The 15,601-nt window shown below is 42.6% G+C and carries 14 protein-coding genes; 5 read left to right on the top strand and 9 right to left on the bottom strand.

Annotation, left to right across the window (positions count from 1 at the left end; translation table 11 throughout):
- Positions 1 to 82 precede the first annotated feature (82 nt).
- Complete coding sequence (locus tag IEZ33_RS19435) at positions 83 to 559, top strand: Lrp/AsnC ligand binding domain-containing protein (RefSeq protein ID WP_191601628.1); 477 nt, start codon at positions 83 to 85, stop codon at positions 557 to 559.
- Between the two features lie 10 nt (positions 560 to 569).
- On the opposite strand, the gene recG is transcribed toward IEZ33_RS19435, so the two are convergent.
- Together recG and IEZ33_RS19425 are read right to left on the bottom strand one after the other, a co-directional pair.
- Positions 570 to 2,648 (bottom strand): ATP-dependent DNA helicase RecG, encoded by a 2,079-nt coding sequence (recG, locus tag IEZ33_RS19430; protein ID WP_191601627.1) that lies wholly within the window; start codon positions 2,646 to 2,648, stop codon positions 570 to 572.
- Between the two features lie 36 nt (positions 2,649 to 2,684).
- Positions 2,685 to 3,590, bottom strand: coding sequence for a hydrogen peroxide-inducible genes activator (locus IEZ33_RS19425; protein ID WP_191601626.1), 906 nt, complete (start codon positions 3,588 to 3,590; stop codon positions 2,685 to 2,687).
- A 95-nt stretch (positions 3,591 to 3,685) separates the two neighbouring features.
- Between IEZ33_RS19425 and IEZ33_RS19420 the strand changes: the two genes are divergently transcribed.
- Positions 3,686 to 4,546, top strand: coding sequence for an NAD-dependent epimerase/dehydratase family protein (locus tag IEZ33_RS19420; protein WP_191601625.1), 861 nt, complete (start codon positions 3,686 to 3,688; stop codon positions 4,544 to 4,546).
- 58 nt (positions 4,547 to 4,604) lie between these two features.
- On the opposite strand, the gene IEZ33_RS19415 is transcribed toward IEZ33_RS19420, so the two are convergent.
- From IEZ33_RS19415 to IEZ33_RS19390, 6 genes are all read right to left on the bottom strand, one after another.
- Complete coding sequence (locus tag IEZ33_RS19415) at positions 4,605 to 4,991, bottom strand: RidA family protein (protein WP_191601624.1); 387 nt, start codon at positions 4,989 to 4,991, stop codon at positions 4,605 to 4,607.
- A gap of 38 nt (positions 4,992 to 5,029) precedes the next feature.
- Positions 5,030 to 7,144, bottom strand: a complete 2,115-nt coding sequence (locus IEZ33_RS19410; protein WP_191601623.1) for a RelA/SpoT family protein — start codon at positions 7,142 to 7,144, stop codon at positions 5,030 to 5,032.
- 58 nt (positions 7,145 to 7,202) lie between these two features.
- Positions 7,203 to 7,427: a DNA-directed RNA polymerase subunit omega gene (gene rpoZ, locus IEZ33_RS19405; RefSeq protein WP_191601622.1), complete on the bottom strand. Its 225-nt coding sequence runs from the start codon at positions 7,425 to 7,427 to the stop codon at positions 7,203 to 7,205.
- A 57-nt stretch (positions 7,428 to 7,484) separates the two neighbouring features.
- Complete coding sequence (gmk, locus tag IEZ33_RS19400; protein WP_191601621.1) at positions 7,485 to 8,108, bottom strand: guanylate kinase; 624 nt, start codon at positions 8,106 to 8,108, stop codon at positions 7,485 to 7,487.
- A gap of 265 nt (positions 8,109 to 8,373) precedes the next feature.
- Positions 8,374 to 9,648, bottom strand: coding sequence for a peptide antibiotic transporter SbmA (sbmA, locus tag IEZ33_RS19395; protein ID WP_191601620.1), 1,275 nt, complete (start codon positions 9,646 to 9,648; stop codon positions 8,374 to 8,376).
- 296 nt (positions 9,649 to 9,944) lie between these two features.
- Complete coding sequence (locus IEZ33_RS19390; protein ID WP_191601619.1) at positions 9,945 to 11,009, bottom strand: zinc-binding metallopeptidase family protein; 1,065 nt, start codon at positions 11,007 to 11,009, stop codon at positions 9,945 to 9,947.
- A 367-nt stretch (positions 11,010 to 11,376) separates the two neighbouring features.
- Here IEZ33_RS19390 and IEZ33_RS19385 point away from each other — a divergent pair, with 367 nt between their 5' ends.
- Positions 11,377 to 12,099 (top strand): siderophore-interacting protein, encoded by a 723-nt coding sequence (locus tag IEZ33_RS19385; RefSeq protein WP_191601618.1) that lies wholly within the window; start codon positions 11,377 to 11,379, stop codon positions 12,097 to 12,099.
- 102 nt (positions 12,100 to 12,201) lie between these two features.
- On the opposite strand, the gene IEZ33_RS19380 is transcribed toward IEZ33_RS19385, so the two are convergent.
- Complete coding sequence (locus tag IEZ33_RS19380; protein ID WP_191601617.1) at positions 12,202 to 13,269, bottom strand: substrate-binding domain-containing protein; 1,068 nt, start codon at positions 13,267 to 13,269, stop codon at positions 12,202 to 12,204.
- Positions 13,270 to 13,511: 242 nt separating this feature from the next.
- On the opposite strand from IEZ33_RS19380, the gene IEZ33_RS19375 reads away from it, so the two are divergent.
- Together IEZ33_RS19375 and IEZ33_RS19370 are read left to right on the top strand one after the other, a co-directional pair.
- Complete coding sequence (locus tag IEZ33_RS19375) at positions 13,512 to 14,036, top strand: formate dehydrogenase subunit gamma (protein ID WP_191601616.1); 525 nt, start codon at positions 13,512 to 13,514, stop codon at positions 14,034 to 14,036.
- Positions 14,033 to 15,601 (top strand): formate dehydrogenase beta subunit, encoded by a 1,569-nt coding sequence (locus tag IEZ33_RS19370; RefSeq protein WP_191601615.1) that lies wholly within the window; start codon positions 14,033 to 14,035, stop codon positions 15,599 to 15,601. The genes IEZ33_RS19375 and IEZ33_RS19370 overlap by 4 nt, the downstream gene beginning before the upstream one ends.

The following is a 15,601-nucleotide window of genomic DNA, read 5'->3' as shown; positions in this document are numbered from 1 at the left end:
ATTTTGGGCTTTCCATTTCCAGTGCTCGCAATATACTTAAGTGTCAGTTTAACCTTATTTGTTGTAAGGAGATCTATTATCGATGGATAATTCTTTAAAGCCGCTAGATCGGCTTGATAAAAAAATTCTTCGAGAGCTTCAAATTAATGGGCGACTTTCTAATGTTGAATTAGCCAGTCGTGTTGGTTTGAGCGCTACACCTTGTTTAGAGCGTGTTCGAAGACTAGAACGTAATGGTTATATTACGGGGTATTGTGCTCTGGTTAACCCGCGTAAAGTAGAAGCGGGCCTACTTGTTTTTGTCGAAATTCGACTAAAAACAACGTCTCCCGAAGGATTTAATGAATTCAAAGAGGCTGTCAGTAAGATTCCTGAAGTATTAGAATGCCATCTTATTGCAGGGGACTTTGAGTACCTATTGAAGGCGCGAGTTTCAGATGTTGAAGCCTATCGACTTTTACTGGGGGAGACATTGCTAATTTTGCCACATGTAAGGGAATCAAGAACTTATGTGGCTATGGAAGAAGTGAAAAATACGACAGTAGTGAATATTCGATAATATTTTAGGGTTAAACATTTAAGTAATCTTGCTGAATAGGTAGCCAACGAGACAATAAAGGCTCTATATGTTCATGATGTGATTGATACATCAGTAGGGCGGCACTTTGTACTTGCTCTAACATCGCTTTGTCTCGTTGTAAGTCGGCTACTTTAAATTCCATTAACCCCGTTTGTCGTGAGCCTAATAGCTCTCCTGGCCCGCGTATTTCTAAGTCTTTTTCCGCTATTTTAAACCCATCTGACGTTTCTCTTATAATGCCTAAACGAACTTTTCCGTGCTGGCTTAATGGGGTTTTATATAAGAGTACGCAGTGACTCGCCGCTTGTCCTCGACCGACTCGGCCTCTAAGTTGGTGTAATTGTGCTAAACCTAATCGCTCCGGGTTTTCTATCACCATTAGACTTGCATTAGGTACATCGACACCTACTTCGATAACCGTTGTAGCCACCAAGAGTTGACTGTCTCCTTGCTTGAATTCTTGCATGATGGCGGCTTTTTCTGGGGCCTTTAATCGTCCATGTATCAGTCCTATTTTAATGCCTGCCAGAGAGTCTGAAAGCATAACAGCCGTCTCTTCAGCGGCTTGACATTGCAGCGCTTCTGACTCTTCAACTAACGTACAAACCCAATAAGCTTGTTTGCCTTCGTTACAGGCCGCTCTAACTCGTTCAATGACCTCATTACGCCTTTTATCTGAGACAACAATGGTTGTGACAGGGGTTCTTCCAGGAGGCAACTCATCAATGACCGAGCAATCAAGGTCCGCATAAGCCGACATGGCTAAGGTTCGCGGGATCGGTGTCGCCGTCATAATTAACTGATGAGGTTGTAATAGACCGTCAACCCCTTTTTCTCTTAATGCCATTCGCTGATGGACACCAAACCTATGCTGTTCATCTATAATCGCCAATGATAAGTTTTTAAACTGGACACTTTCTTGAAATAAAGCATGAGTGCCAACCACGATTAATGCTGTGCCGTTTGCAATACGTTCTAGTTGTGAAATACGTGCGTTGCCTTTTAATTTACCAACCAGCCAGGCCACTTCGATATCCAGAGGTTCAAACCATTGTTTGAAATTGTTAAAATGCTGTTCTGCCAAAATTTCTGTTGGCGCCATAATGGCGACTTGCAGCCCCTTTTGTATAAAGGTGGCGGCAGACATCGCTGCAACCAGTGTTTTACCTGAGCCGACATCGCCCTGAACTAACCTAAGCATTGGATGGCCAGACGACACATCTTGCATTACTTCTTGAAAGACGCGTTGTTGAGCATTTGTTGGTTGAAAAGGAAGTGATTCGAGTAACTTCCCTAAGACGGCACCTGCTTCTGAAATAATTGGTGCTCGATCGAGTTTCGCCTGTTGCTTTTTATTGACTAAGCTAAGTTGATGGGCGAGCAGCTCTTCGAATGACAGACGAAACTGTGCTGGGTGTTTACCCGATGCAAGTAATGCAACGTCGGCTTCGGCTGGCGGTTTATGTAGGTAGTGAATAGCATCGACTAATGGTGGTAACTGAAACTTATGACGAATGGCCTCAGGCAGCCATTCGATGACATTATAAGGCGTAACTCGTTCTAACGCTTGTTCACAAAAGCTTCTCATTTTGAGTTGAGTTAACCCTTCTGTTAATGGATAAGTCGGTGTTAACTGAGCCTGTTCTGTAGATGGAGTAAACTCATCGGCTAAAGAGTACTCGGGATGAAATATCTCATAACCAAAGCTGCCTCGTTTTATTTCACCAAAGGCTCGTATTGTCTTACCCGATTCGAATTGCTTTTTCTGACCTGCGGTAAAATGGAAGAAGCGTAAAGTAAGTGTGCCTGAGTGGTCTTTGACGCGACATAATAGGCTTCTTCTTTTCCCCATGGCTACTTCACAGCCAATTACATCCCCCTCTATAACGACCTCATCCCCAAGCCGAAGGCGTCCAATAGGTACGACTTTTGTCCGGTCTTGGTAGCGCATAGGTAAATGAAACACCAGGTCTTGTAGGCTGTGTATATTGAGCTTTGCTAACTTCTCCGCAACCGCGCTACCAATACCTTTAAGTTCCGTAACGGGTATGGTTTCTAAGCCTGACATAAAGCGTCCTATTGAATCATTAGGGGGATGTGTTAATCATAAAGACAATGTCTTACAGGCGTCTTTAATTGATTGGCTCAAAGCCTCAATTGCTTTTGGTCGCGGAAAGCTAATTCTCCACGCAAGTGCGACAGTTCTTTTTGGTACGGGTGATGCAAAAGGTCTCACTTCTAGTAAATTGTGATCAATACGAGTAACGGCGGATTTGGGTAAAACGGTGACGCCCAACCCTGATGCAACCATATAACGAATGGTTTCTAATGAGCTGCCATTGACTATGGTACGAGCATTGCCGTATTCATCTTCATTAAGAATGGGGCAGGCTTCCATTACCTGGTCGCTAAAACAATGCCCTTTTCCTAGCACCAATAAATTGTCTGTGCTTAATTGGTCTGTGTGTATTTCTGGTAACTTGGTCCAAGGATGATCTTTTGGCATTAACACCACAAACTCTTCTTCATAGATGGATTGGGTGACAACATCGGGCTCCTTAAAAGGTAGGGCTACAATAATGGCATCAAGTTCCCCATTACGCAGCTTTGGCCTCAGGTTTTCCGTTAAGTTTTCTTCTATCATTAATGGCATACCACTCGTTAGTGCATGCAGCGATGGTATAATGTGGGGGAAGAGATAAGGTGCTATGGTATAGATGGCGCCAACCTTTAATGGACCTTTTAGCTGATTTTGGCCTGATGATGCCAGTTCTTTTATCACGTTTGCTTGTTCTAAGACTTTTTTGGCTTGTTGAATGATTTGATCGCCGATAGGGGTGATGTAAACAGAATTCTTGCTTCTTTCGAAAATGGCCGCTCCAAGCTCTTCCTCTAACTTTTTCACGGCGACACTTAATGTTGGTTGAGATACGTTACAATTGTGTGCTGCACGACCAAAATGTTGCTCGTCCGCTAGCATGACTATGTATTTCAATTCCGTTAATGTCATAGTGATTATGCCCTTTTTTGGTTCATTACTAATAACTATGATAATACATATTTTGATAAAATGTACTCTAAGATTCTGAAAAAATAGGAAATGTTATGGCTAACATACTGATCGCTGGCTGCGGAGATATTGGTTCACGCCTCGCAGAAAAATTTATAGAATTAGATCATACAGTTACGGCTATTCGTCACCGCGGAACAGCGTTTCCTAAGGGCGCTATAGGGATTACGCAAGATTTAACTACGATGACAGACGATCGGTTGCCCGAGGTCGATTTGGTGTGTTTAATTATGACACCCAAAGGTCGTACCGAAGAAGCCTATACCAAAGCGTATTGGAGGACGGCTCAAAGATTGGTTGATCGCTACGCAGGCCATGATAAAACACCTAAAGTATTTTTTGTCTCTAGCACCAGTGTTTATGGTCAGAACTCTGGAGAGGAATTAGATGAGGAAAGCATTACGTTGCCGCAAAGTGCCACGGCTAAAGTATTAATTGAAGTGGAGCGCTTATTGAACGAACATTTTTCGTCAACCAGTGTGCGTTTTTCTGGTATTTATGGACCAGGGCGTTTAAGACTGATTGAGTCCCTTGCTAAATCTGAGCCATGGAAAGCAAACCAGTGGACTAATCGAGTTCATCGAGACGATTGCGTTAATATAATGGCTTTTCTGGCGGAAAAAGTGTTCAGTGGCGTGCGAGTCGAGCCCGTGTATATTGGCACGGATTGCAACCCCGTGAGCCAATGGGAGGTTAAGTTGTGGCTATCTAACCAGCTGCATGTAAAACCAAACTTACCAGATGAGCTGGGCGTTGAGTCTTTCTTGCCTGTATCGGGTAAACAGCTTTCTAATGCAAGGTTACTCCGCTTAGGATATGAATTTCTTTATCCTAGCTATCTATCAGGCTACCGAGGTTTATTGGAAGAGCATAAAGCCAATGTTTCGTACTCATGATTAACTTGTATTTTAGTGTGTCACATGAGTACAAAACAGTCTGTGGTGTTTAAGGAATCTAGTCCTCTAAGACCATAACACCTTCTATTTCGACAGCAACATCTTTTGGTAAAGCGCGAACGCCAAGCGCCGCTCGTGCTGGATAAGGCTCTTGGAAGAACGTCATCATAACCTCATTTACGGCCGCAAAATTACCTAAATCTGTCATGTAAATATTAAGTTTCACGATGTCTTTCAAAGAGCCGCCAGCCGCTTCGCAAACGGCTTGTAGGTTTTTAAATACTTGCGTTGTTTGCTCTTTTATATCGTCACCAATGACTTCCATCGTTTCCGGTACGAGAGGAATTTGGCCGGAAAGATAAACCGTGTTGCCTGCGCGAACAGCTTGTGAATAGGGGCCAATGGCTTTCGGTGCTTTCTCAGTAAAAATGACTTCTTTTGACATATTAAAACTCCTTACTATAAATGACGATTAAGAAATTGTTATTTTGAGATAATCGTTTCTCGAATGACCTTTTCAACACAGCGAACGGATTTGATTCTACGCATGACATCAGCAAGACCGATACGACTAGAAACCGTAATACTTAAACGTAAGCGACTGATCCTTCCTCTTTCAATAATCACAATATTGGATACTTGGTAGTCTGTGTCACCAATAGAGCTGGCGATCTTAGATACCGCGCCTCTTTCGTTATGGAAGCTCACGATCAGGCTAATGTTTAAATCTTCTTCAATTTCTTTGCCCCATGACATACGTATATAGCGTTCGGGGTTTTCTAGATGGTCTTGAATATTCGGGCAGTTTAAATGATGGATCACAATGCCTTTATCAACCTGTACATAGCCAGCTATTGGGTCTCCCGGTATGGGAGAGCAGCATTTCGCATAGGAAACAAGCATGCCTTCTGAGCCATTTAATTTGAAGGAAGTGGGTGTCACAAGTTCTTCTTCATCAAAATTTGGGAATAATTGGCGGGCCACTAAATAGCCGACATGTCGACCTTTACCGATTGATTCAAGCAGTTCATCGAGTGAAGACAGTTGGTAAAACTCGAGTACTTGATTGATTTGTTCTTCTGCTAAATCGTCAATGTTGGTTTTAAAGGCGTTCAGAGAGCGGGTTAATAAACGACGGCCGACCGCAATGGCATTTTCGGTTTGTTTATCTTTTAAATAATGGCGAATATTAGTGCGGGCCTTGCCAGTGATCGCAAAGCTTAGCCAAGCCACGTTTGGTTGCGCGCTTTTGGCGGTAATGATTTCAACGGTTTGTCCGCTTTCTAGTTGAGTGCTCAACGGTGCTAATCGTCGATTAATTCGGCATGATATACAGGTATTGCCTATTTGAGTGTGCACACCATAAGCAAAATCAACGGGTGTAGCGCCGGTTGGCAATTCAACAATCTCTCCCTTAGGCGTAAAGACGTATACTTCGCCAGGGAACAGATCGTTTTTCACATTATCAACAAAATCAACGGCATTCCCCGCCTTTTGCTGAATTTCGATCAAGCCTTGAGCCCACTTCATGGCTCTGTCATGACTAAATGAAACCGTGGCTTGAGGGTTGCTGGCTTTATAAGCCCAGTGAGCCGCAATACCATTACTGGCAACCATTTCCATTTCTTTGGTTCGAATCTGGACTTCCATTGGTAGCCCGTTGGCAACAACGGTTGTATGAAGAGACTGATAGCCGTTTGATTTTGGTACGGCTATGTAGTCTTTAAAGCGGCCTTCTACTGGTTTAAAAAGAGAGTGAACTATCCCTAGAATTCGATAGCAATTGTCAGATCTATCGGTGACGATTCTTACGCCTAGCACATCCATAATTTCGCCAAGTGAACGGCGCTTTCTTTGCATCTTTTGGTAGATGCTGTAGATATGCTTTTCTCTTACGCTGATACTGGCTTCGATATAATCAGCGGCTAACTCACCATGGATATATTGTTCTAGTGTTTCTTTGTCTTGTGCTCGTTGCCCATAGCGTTTATGGATGGCTCTTTGAAGCATTCTAGAACGCATTGGATAATAAGCATCAAAGGCAAGGCTTTCTAAATCAATACGAAAATTATACATACCTAAGCGATTGGCAATAGGGGCATAAATATCGAGTGTTTCTTTGGCTATTCGACGTTTTTTATGTGCGGGCATAGAATCGAGAGTGCGCATATTATGCAGTCTGTCGGCCAGTTTCACTAAAATGACTCTAATGTCTTCCGCCATGGCCATGGCCATTTTTTGAAAGTTATGGGCTTGTTTCTCGACCTGGCTATTAAACTCAAGGTGGGTCAACTTACTGACGCCATCCACTAGACTCGCAACACTTTCACCAAATTGCTCAGTGAGCGCTTCACGACTAATGCCTGTGTCTTCTATAACATCATGTAAGAGCGCCGCCGTCAGACCATCGCAGTCCATACGGAGGTCGGCTAAAATTTGGGCTACCGCTAAAGGGTGTATGACATAAGGTTCGCCACTTTTTCGACGTTGGCCATCATGCGCTTGCTCAGCGTAATAATACGCACGCTTAATCGTCGCAACCTGCTCGTACGGGAGGTATTTGCTAAGTGTAACGGCTAAGTCTTCAATGCGGTACATCGCTCACTCCATTAATTAATTCAAACTGTATTTTGAAATGAGCGATCTTCATGGACGTTTAAAACTCGTGAATAGGCTGCTTTTTAATATCAACATTACCTGCATTCACTAAATTATCAGCAATTTCACGTAAAGCAACCACTGTAAATTTATCATTTTCAACATCAACCTTCGCCTCTTCACCGCCTGTTGCTAATTGTCGAGCACGTTTGGATGCAATCATCACAAGTTGAAAGCGGTTTTCTACATTTTCTAAGCAATCTTCTACTGTTACGCGAGCCATTCTAATTCCTACTTTAATCGATGATATAAATAATGTTCAATTCTACTTAACCGCTTCTTATAATGACAAGAGATCATTGATAAGTTTGGCATGTTTTTGTTCAATTATGTGCTTTTGAGTGCGCATGGCTTTAAATATCGCACTCATTTCGTTCAACGCCGTCTGAAAATCATCGTTTACAATAACATGGTCGTATTCATTGTAATGTGACATTTCATTAACGGCTTTTGCCATGCGTCTGGTAATGACCTCTTCTGAATCGGTCCCGCGGTCTCGTAAACGATGCTCAAGCGTGTCCGTAGAAGGTGGTAAAATGAAAATACCGATAGCGTCTGGGTATTGTTGACGTACCTGTTTCGCTCCTTGCCAATCAATTTCTAATATGACATCGAGCCCATTATTAAGCATGTCAAAGATAGCCTGTTTTGATGTCCCATAATAATTATCGAATACTTGGGCATGCTCGAAAAAAGCGTCATCGGCGATCATATCAAGGAAATCATCTACATCGACAAAGTAATATTCTCGTCCATGCTCTTCTCCAGTTCTTGGCTTTCGGGTCGTGTGAGAAATTGAAATTCTCACTTGGGAGTCTTCAGCTATCAATGCCTTGTACAAAGAAGACTTTCCAGCGCCTGATGGGGCAGAAAGAATGAAAAGGTTGCCTTTAGATTGGTCCATTTGACTATCAATGCTCTCTACTATCGGTGAATTTATTACCAGCTAGGATGGATAATAGCATAATAAATACAGAGTAAAAAAAGCTTATCTCACTTGTTTTCTGGTTTTTTAAAATGAGGGCTCCCTGTGTTTTTTTAAAAGAGAGAAAGAAAATAAAAAGGAGTAAGCGACTCCCTAAACAGTGAGGCTATGAAAGGTAAAAGACGCCACTAAATAGATAATTAGAGACGTCTTATCGCTCATTTACTGGAGTTTGATCCGTTGGTTATTTTTGCAAGTAATCTTGATCAATTTTAGACAGTGGTTGATCATGAATCACCGCTTCAAATGCTTTAAGGCGCTTGTAAATAGATAATAATTCAACAATGGTTGTCCAGGAATTTACTAGGAACTGGAATGACCCTTCGACCTGATTAAATGCATTGATGATTCTTTGCATTACGCCTAATGTAAACGCGCCGGCAATAATGGACGGCGCCAAAACAACCAGTGGCATGAAGTTACCCGCTTGTAAGTAACCATAACGTACAATATTAAAATAGAGATAGTTTTTATAGAGTTTAAAATAGTTGTGTCTAATGTGGCTAAACAACTCCGCCAATTCAAGTGGTTGTGCTCGATCCTGATAATCTTCTCCGTAGACTAACTCTTTACGAAATGCGGCTTCTACACGTTGATTTTTAAACTCTAAGCCAGGTAATCGTATTCCCGCTACCGCCAATAAGAAGGTGCCAAAAATAGACCAAATGATCGCAACAAAAACGAGTGCTTGAGGCACTTCTCCGATCAAGGGTAAGGTGGTGACGTAAGATGATAACCCCCAGAGAATGGGTAAAAACGCGATGAGTGTCATAACGGAATCTAAAAAACGCACTCCGAGACTTTCTACTATGGAAGCAAAACGCATCGTGTCTTCCTGAATTCGCTGAGAGGCCCCTTCAATATGTCGAACCTGATCCCACTTACTGGTGTAATAATTGTTCATGGCCGTACGCCAGCGAAAAACATAATGACTGACAAAGAAACTATTGAGAACAGCGACAGTAATCGCAATCATCAGGAGTAAAACAACGGAAGCCAATTGGCCATAATATTCCTCGGCAGTAATACTTTGAGGCTCGGATAAGGCTTTTTGAATTAAATCATAAAAGTTACCGTACCATTCATTTAGCATCACACTGACCTGTACCTGAAACCAGGTAATGAAAACAATCAGGCCTGATCCAACGACAGACCAACGGCCCCATTTTTGCCCCCCCCAAAACATCCAGCAGCCGACAAAAAGGCCATAACAAAGCAACATATACTGGTATAACCAGATGTCTAAAGCACTTGCAAAATTGGCGTTATAAATAGCTTGTGCCGCATCGTCTGCCCCTTCTACTAAAGAATCAGGAAATCCATACCCAAAGATACCGCCAAGACTCAAGGTTGGCCCCCAATCTTGTACGATCAAATACCAAGCAACGACAGAGAATAATGCCCAGATGGCAAAGCTTAGAAAAAATAGTTTTGGCTTAGGAAAAAAAGAAAAGAACACGTTATCTACCCACTTATAATGAAAGAAAAAGCCACAAAGACAAAGGGAAGTCTTTGTTTAGGCAGGTGATCATCAGCTTACACTAGCGCCATAAGAAGGACAATTAAGGTGTTCTTTCTTGACGAAAAGTTTATTAAAAATTGGCGAAAGACACAGAGAGTTTGAACAGAGCCTCTACTTATCGTTATTTTATGTTCAGTAAATATACAACTTGAATGTGTAATATGAAGGTTTATTAAGATCGATTGAAAAACCGCGGCCGACATAGTAAGCCGCTGTTTTTATTCGTGTGACGTTTAGAGTTGTTGCAATATTGAATGGATAAAGTGCAATTTTTCTTTCACGCTTGGGACCAGTACAAAAGGGTATAAATCCGGTTGCCCCATGCCTCTATTTAAACTGTTTACCGCAAACGTTAAAGGCACGTATTGCGTTAAAATGTCGTCAAAACTACTGTGTTCATAAGGCGTAATGTTGGAGACGACGTTTAAGCTGCTTAGTGACGCTGACGCGGGTTGCAAGCTTAATCCAAGTTGAGTTGTCGTTTCTAATGTGTCAACAATGTGGAGATAGTGCGCCCATGTTTCCGCCCAATCTTCCCATGGGTGAGAAGAAGCATAAACACTGATGTAGTTCTCTTTCCAGTGTTCATTAGGCATTTCGTAATGTGTTTTCAATGAGTCCGCATAACTGACGCGTTCGTCCCCAAAGAGCTTTCTAAACGCTCGAAGTCCTTTTTTATTTTTTAGAATTAAACGGTCCCAATAATAATGTCCCACTTCATGGCGAAAGTGGCCGATAAGCGTACGATAAGATTCGTTTAAATCTTCTCGCATCTGTTCTCTTTCTGAGCTGTTTGCTTCAGAGGCATTAATAGTAACCTGACCAAGAGCATGGCCGGTTGTCGATGCCGCGTCTTCAGGAATGACATTGTTTTCAGAAATAAAATCAAACGATAAACCGGTATCTGGCTCATCTTGTTTACTTATCAAGGGTAATTTCAACCGGAGCAGTGAATACACTAATCGGTGCTTAGCAAACTCCAAGCGCTGCCAAGCCGTACGCTCTTCTATTTTGCCTAAGTTCGGAATGTGGCGATTTAGTTCACACGCAACACAAAAAGTATCTTCGCTGGCTGTATCTACTAGCCAGTTACACACATTATGTTGGTGATTTTCACAATATTTCCAACGTCTTTCGCTGTGTGTATCGGCTAAAGCAATATAGACGCTCCCTTCCGGTTGCAGAGCGCTTAACTCTAGTTGATCAGCAAGAAATCCTAGCTCAGACTGACATTGTTCACAGTGTGTATTTTCGAATAATAAAATTTGCGTGCATTGCTGGCAATTAAATAGTTTCATGCTGTTCCTGCCACTTTAAAAGTGCGTATAAAAGGAATGGAATAGGGCGCTAGTATCGGCTTTTTGTGCAAAAGAGCAATGTATATTTTGTAACCACATACCTCTTTTTATTGGTTTTACCCATTCAAAATACCATAGCAAACTCTTTTGAAATCTGTGAGGAGCGAAAATACCTATCTTCTGTTATAAAGGACGGATATTTTCTATGCTATTGGGTTTCATTCACCGGTATTAAAACCCAGATCGTGGTCTATGTTTTAATAAGAAATAAGTAAAAACCCAGTATATGAGGCCCAGTATTTGGATTTATCCATAAAATGGTTTAAATTGATAATCATTCTCACTGATTTTTTAAAACGGGTATTTAATGAAAAGTCCTAGAAAAATGCATGTCATTAGAAAAGCGCCAGTAACAACAAATATGCTAAGGGTTACCTTGGGAGGAGACGATGTTACCTCTCTACCTAATGATCAAGAAAGCGCCTATGTAAAATTGATTTTTCAATCGGAAGCACAACGTTTGATGCGAACTTACACCATTCGACATCAAAGAGAAAATGAAATTGATATCGACTTTATGTTGCATGCTGACGGTGGGCCAGCGTCTACATGGGCGCAAGAGGTTAACGCGGGGGAGACTATTTTAGTTGGCGGACCCGGTCCTAGAAAGATGATTGAGACCAATGCGGACTGGTATTTGTTAGTCGGAGACATGACAGCGTTACCCGCAATCAGTGTGAATTTAGAATACCTACCTGATCATGCAACAGGTTATGCAGTCATTGAAGTGGTGTCAGAAGACGATATTCAAACGTTAAAACACCCTGAAGGCATGGATATTAAATGGGTAATTAACGCCCATCCTGGTGAAAATGCACTTGCTTTGCTCGATCAAGTAAAATCATTAACGTGGTTGGAAGGGACTGTCTCCGTTTGGGCCGCCTGTGAATTTACTAGTATGAAAGCTCTACGACCTTTCTTTAAGCAAGAAAAAGCCATCTCGAAAGACAATCTTTATATCTCAAGTTATTGGAAATTGGGCAATAATGAAGACCAGCATAAAGTCATTAAGCAACAAGACATGGATTAACGGTATTTGTTTCACAGATGCAATGTTGAAAGTGCCAAATCAATATAAAAACGGATTTGGCTTTTAATAAGAGCAATAAAGCGCTAGCAAAAACACCCTGTTTTAGCTTGGCATAAAGTGTGATATGTCTTCAATGACGCCTAAATGATGCCCTTCATAGCCTGCGAGTGAGGTGATTTTTTCTTGAAATGCTTTACTTTTAATCGCTTGAATAAATTCAACCATCGCGGCTTTGTTGAGGTTTCTTTGATGACAAACAAAGACATAATCTTCGGTGCAAATTGGAATAAACCGCAAACCAAATTTATGTGCGGCTTCTTCTACTCCAAACCCAACATCAGCCATATTGGATGCGACGTAAGCGGCCACGGCTGAATGGGTAAATTCTCGATTGTTGTAACCCGTAATACGTTTGCTGGACAGCGGCTTTTCTAAAAGTAATTGATCGAATAAGGCACGAGTACCGGACTCTTCTTGTCTGTTAATAAAGCGTACTCCCTCGGACACTAAATCGTCTATACCATGAATCTCTAATGGACAGTTTTGACGAACCATTAAGCCTTGTCTACGGGTAATAAAACGTATGATTTTATGGGCTCTTGGCTTAAGTAGCTGTTGGTATTGTTTAAGACGTTTTTTTATCACAATGCCACTTGGAACATGAAACCCTGCCAAATCACACGCGTCTCTATTTAACGCGGCTAAGGCTTCTATTGGGCTGCTGTATTGCAAGTCTAATTGGATGTCTTTGCAGGCATCCGGTAATAAAGCGACCGCATAGCCATGACTGGCTTGAACTCGTAATAAAGGCGTTAAGTTTACTAAGGCTTTTTGGATTTCAATATTAAGTTCTGAAGCAAGGCTTTCCATTTGAGGTTGGAATCGAGCTGAGACTCGTTGCTCAGCCCATAATAGTTTCTCACCTAAGGGTGTTAAAAAGGCACCACGGCCTTTTTCTAGTGAGACCAAAGGGGTTCCAAAGAAGTCGGCCCATTTCCCTAATAAATTCCAGCTGTGGCGATACGATATGCCCGCGCTTTTTGAGGCTTCTGTCAATTTTTTATGGTGATAAATCTCGGCTAATAACCTAAATAATTGAGGGTCAAGTGTGTTACCCGCTTCATCGCGAAATAGCCACGTAGGGTCAATGTGAATGCGTTTTGATGTCATACATAGCCGCTCTATTTGAGAGTGATTATCCTTTCCAAATAGGATTTTTAAAACCCAATTAAATAGGTGTTTTTGTGCATATATAAATAGAATAAAGCACTTTATCTAATAAGAATAGTAAGTTAGTGGGGTTACCTATAAATAGGCACATATTTTCATATTTGAAGAGTGCATCGAGAGTGTTACCGTAGGCGGATAACGATAACCCTAAGCTTCCAACGACAGCGGAATAGGTAATAAAAATGACAAACCACGCCCAATGGAATTTAGCCGAAGTGACGCACATCATCGCGTCATTGAAAGACATGCCAGGCGCCATGCTGCCAATATTGCATGGTATTCAAGACACTCAAGGTTACGTGCCGCCTGAGGCTGTCCCTCTGATAGCGGACGCATTAAATCAAACTCGTGCCGAAGTGCATGGTGTGATTTCTTTTTACCACCTGTTTCGTACCACGCCTCCTGGTAAGCATGTTGTGCAAATTTGCCGTGCCGAAGCTTGCCAAGCGCGAGGGTCCAGAGTGCTTGAAGAGCACGTAAAAACAAAGCTCAGAGTGGACTATAAAGGGACAACTTTGGATAAAGAATTCACATTAGAGCCTGTGTATTGCTTAGGAAATTGCGCCTGTGGACCTTCTATTAGAGTCAATAACGACATTGTCGGCCGAGTGACAGAAGAAAAATTTGATCAGCTGGTGGATGAATTAACGACAGTCCCCTTGGATTTGGCTCCGTTAAGTTCCATGAGACAGGAGAGAGAGTCATGAGTATTAAAGTGTATGTTCCTCGTGATACAACGACGTTGTCTTTGGGTGGTAACCACATAGCGGCTGCGATTGTTGCGGAGGCCGAGTCTCGCGGTGAGGACATTCAACTGATTCGCAATGGCTCGCGTGGCGTATTCTGGTTAGAGCCTATGGTGGAAGTCGAAACAGATCAAGGTCGAGTCGCCTATGGGCCTGTTGAAGCACGTGATGTTACCGGCTTATTTGATACTGGCTTTTTAACCGGAAGCGAGAGTCATAAATTGTCTTTGGGAAAACCAGAAGAACTGCCTTACCTTAAAAAACAGCAGCGTTTAACTTTTGCCCGTGCAGGTATCATTGATCCGGTTTCCATTGATGACTATAAAGCGTTAGATGGCTTTAAAGGGTTAGCCAGAAGCTTACAGCTGACTGGTCAAGAAATTGTTGATGCAGTCAAGGTATCCGGTCTACGTGGACGTGGAGGCGCGGCCTTTCCAACAGGCATTAAATGGCAAACCGTGCACGACTGCCCGCCAGATCAAAAGTACATAGTATGCAATGCTGATGAAGGGGATTCCGGTACGTTTGCCGATCGAATGGTGATGGAAGCGGACCCATTTATGTTAATAGAAGGCATGACCATTGCGGGGTTAGCGGTGGGAGCCACTCAGGGTTATATCTATTTACGATCAGAGTATCCAGTGGCTTTTGATATTCTTAAAGAAGCCATTGCCAATGCTTATGCAGCAGGGTATTTGGGTGACGATTTATTAGGCTGTGGCAAAAAATTTGATTTAGAAGTGCGTTTAGGGGCGGCGGCTTACATATGCGGTGAAGAAACGTCTTTACTGGAAAGTCTTGAAGGCAAACGCGGTTTAGTGCGATTTAAACCGCCGTTACCGGCGATTGAAGGACTGTTTGGTAAACCGACTATCGTAAACAATGTTTTGTCCTTAGCGGCCGTGCCTTACATTATGGCGGAAGGTGGTCAGGCGTATGCGAATTACGGCATGGGACGCTCCCGTGGCACCTTGCCTTTTCAGTTGGCCGGGAACGTGCAACAAGGTGGCTTGATTGAGCTGGCTTTTGGTCCAACACTGCGTCAATTGATCGATGACTTTGGTGGTGGTACGGCGTCAGGTCGTCCAATGAAAGCCATTCAAGTGGGGGGGCCATTAGGGGCTTATTTGCCAGAAAGCCAATGGGATACGCCCCTAGATTATGAAGCGTTTGCCGCGATTGAAGCGGTCTTAGGTCATGGGGGGATTGTTATTTTTGATGATACTGTTGATATGACAGAGCAAGCGCGTTTTTCCATGGAGTTCTGTATCGAAGAGTCTTGTGGTAAATGCACTCCTTGCCGTATTGGTTCGACTCGTGGGGTCGAAGTCATCGATAAAATTCGCTCTGGGGTCAATGTGGGTGCGAACCTGACACTCCTAGAGGATTTATGTGACACCATGATCCATGGCTCACTTTGTGCTATGGGAGGTATGACGCCTTTTCCTGTACAAAGTGCCTTTAAGCATTTTCCAGAAGATATAGATAACGCCATCGCCAATTCTACGTCAGCCGAGGTACATTGA

This window comes from Marinomonas algicola, from assembly GCF_014805825.1.
Lineage (GTDB): Bacteria > Pseudomonadota > Gammaproteobacteria > Pseudomonadales > Marinomonadaceae > Marinomonas > Marinomonas algicola.
Note: the sequence above shows the minus strand (reverse complement) of the source record. Positions and strands in the feature narration are given on the sequence as shown.

Excerpts from the sequence above, each read along its gene's own strand:
- IEZ33_RS19375 (WP_191601616.1), top strand. The coding sequence starts at position 13,512 with ATGACAAACCACGCCCAATGGAATTTAGCCGAAGTGACGCACATCATC.
- recG (WP_191601627.1), bottom strand. The coding sequence starts at position 2,648 with ATGTCAGGCTTAGAAACCATACCCGTTACGGAACTTAAAGGTATTGGT.
- IEZ33_RS19410 (WP_191601623.1), bottom strand. The coding sequence starts at position 7,144 with ATGTACCGCATTGAAGACTTAGCCGTTACACTTAGCAAATACCTCCCG.
- IEZ33_RS19380 (WP_191601617.1), bottom strand. The coding sequence starts at position 13,269 with ATGACATCAAAACGCATTCACATTGACCCTACGTGGCTATTTCGCGAT.
- IEZ33_RS19420 (WP_191601625.1), top strand. The coding sequence starts at position 3,686 with ATGGCTAACATACTGATCGCTGGCTGCGGAGATATTGGTTCACGCCTC.
- IEZ33_RS19425 (WP_191601626.1), bottom strand. The coding sequence starts at position 3,590 with ATGACATTAACGGAATTGAAATACATAGTCATGCTAGCGGACGAGCAA.
- IEZ33_RS19415 (WP_191601624.1), bottom strand. The coding sequence starts at position 4,991 with ATGTCAAAAGAAGTCATTTTTACTGAGAAAGCACCGAAAGCCATTGGC.
- gmk (WP_191601621.1), bottom strand. The coding sequence starts at position 8,108 with ATGGACCAATCTAAAGGCAACCTTTTCATTCTTTCTGCCCCATCAGGC.
- IEZ33_RS19390 (WP_191601619.1), bottom strand. The coding sequence starts at position 11,009 with ATGAAACTATTTAATTGCCAGCAATGCACGCAAATTTTATTATTCGAA.
- IEZ33_RS19385 (WP_191601618.1), top strand. The coding sequence starts at position 11,377 with ATGAAAAGTCCTAGAAAAATGCATGTCATTAGAAAAGCGCCAGTAACA.
- rpoZ (WP_191601622.1), bottom strand. The coding sequence starts at position 7,427 with ATGGCTCGCGTAACAGTAGAAGATTGCTTAGAAAATGTAGAAAACCGC.
- IEZ33_RS19435 (WP_191601628.1), top strand. The coding sequence starts at position 83 with ATGGATAATTCTTTAAAGCCGCTAGATCGGCTTGATAAAAAAATTCTT.
- IEZ33_RS19370 (WP_191601615.1), top strand. The coding sequence starts at position 14,033 with ATGAGTATTAAAGTGTATGTTCCTCGTGATACAACGACGTTGTCTTTG.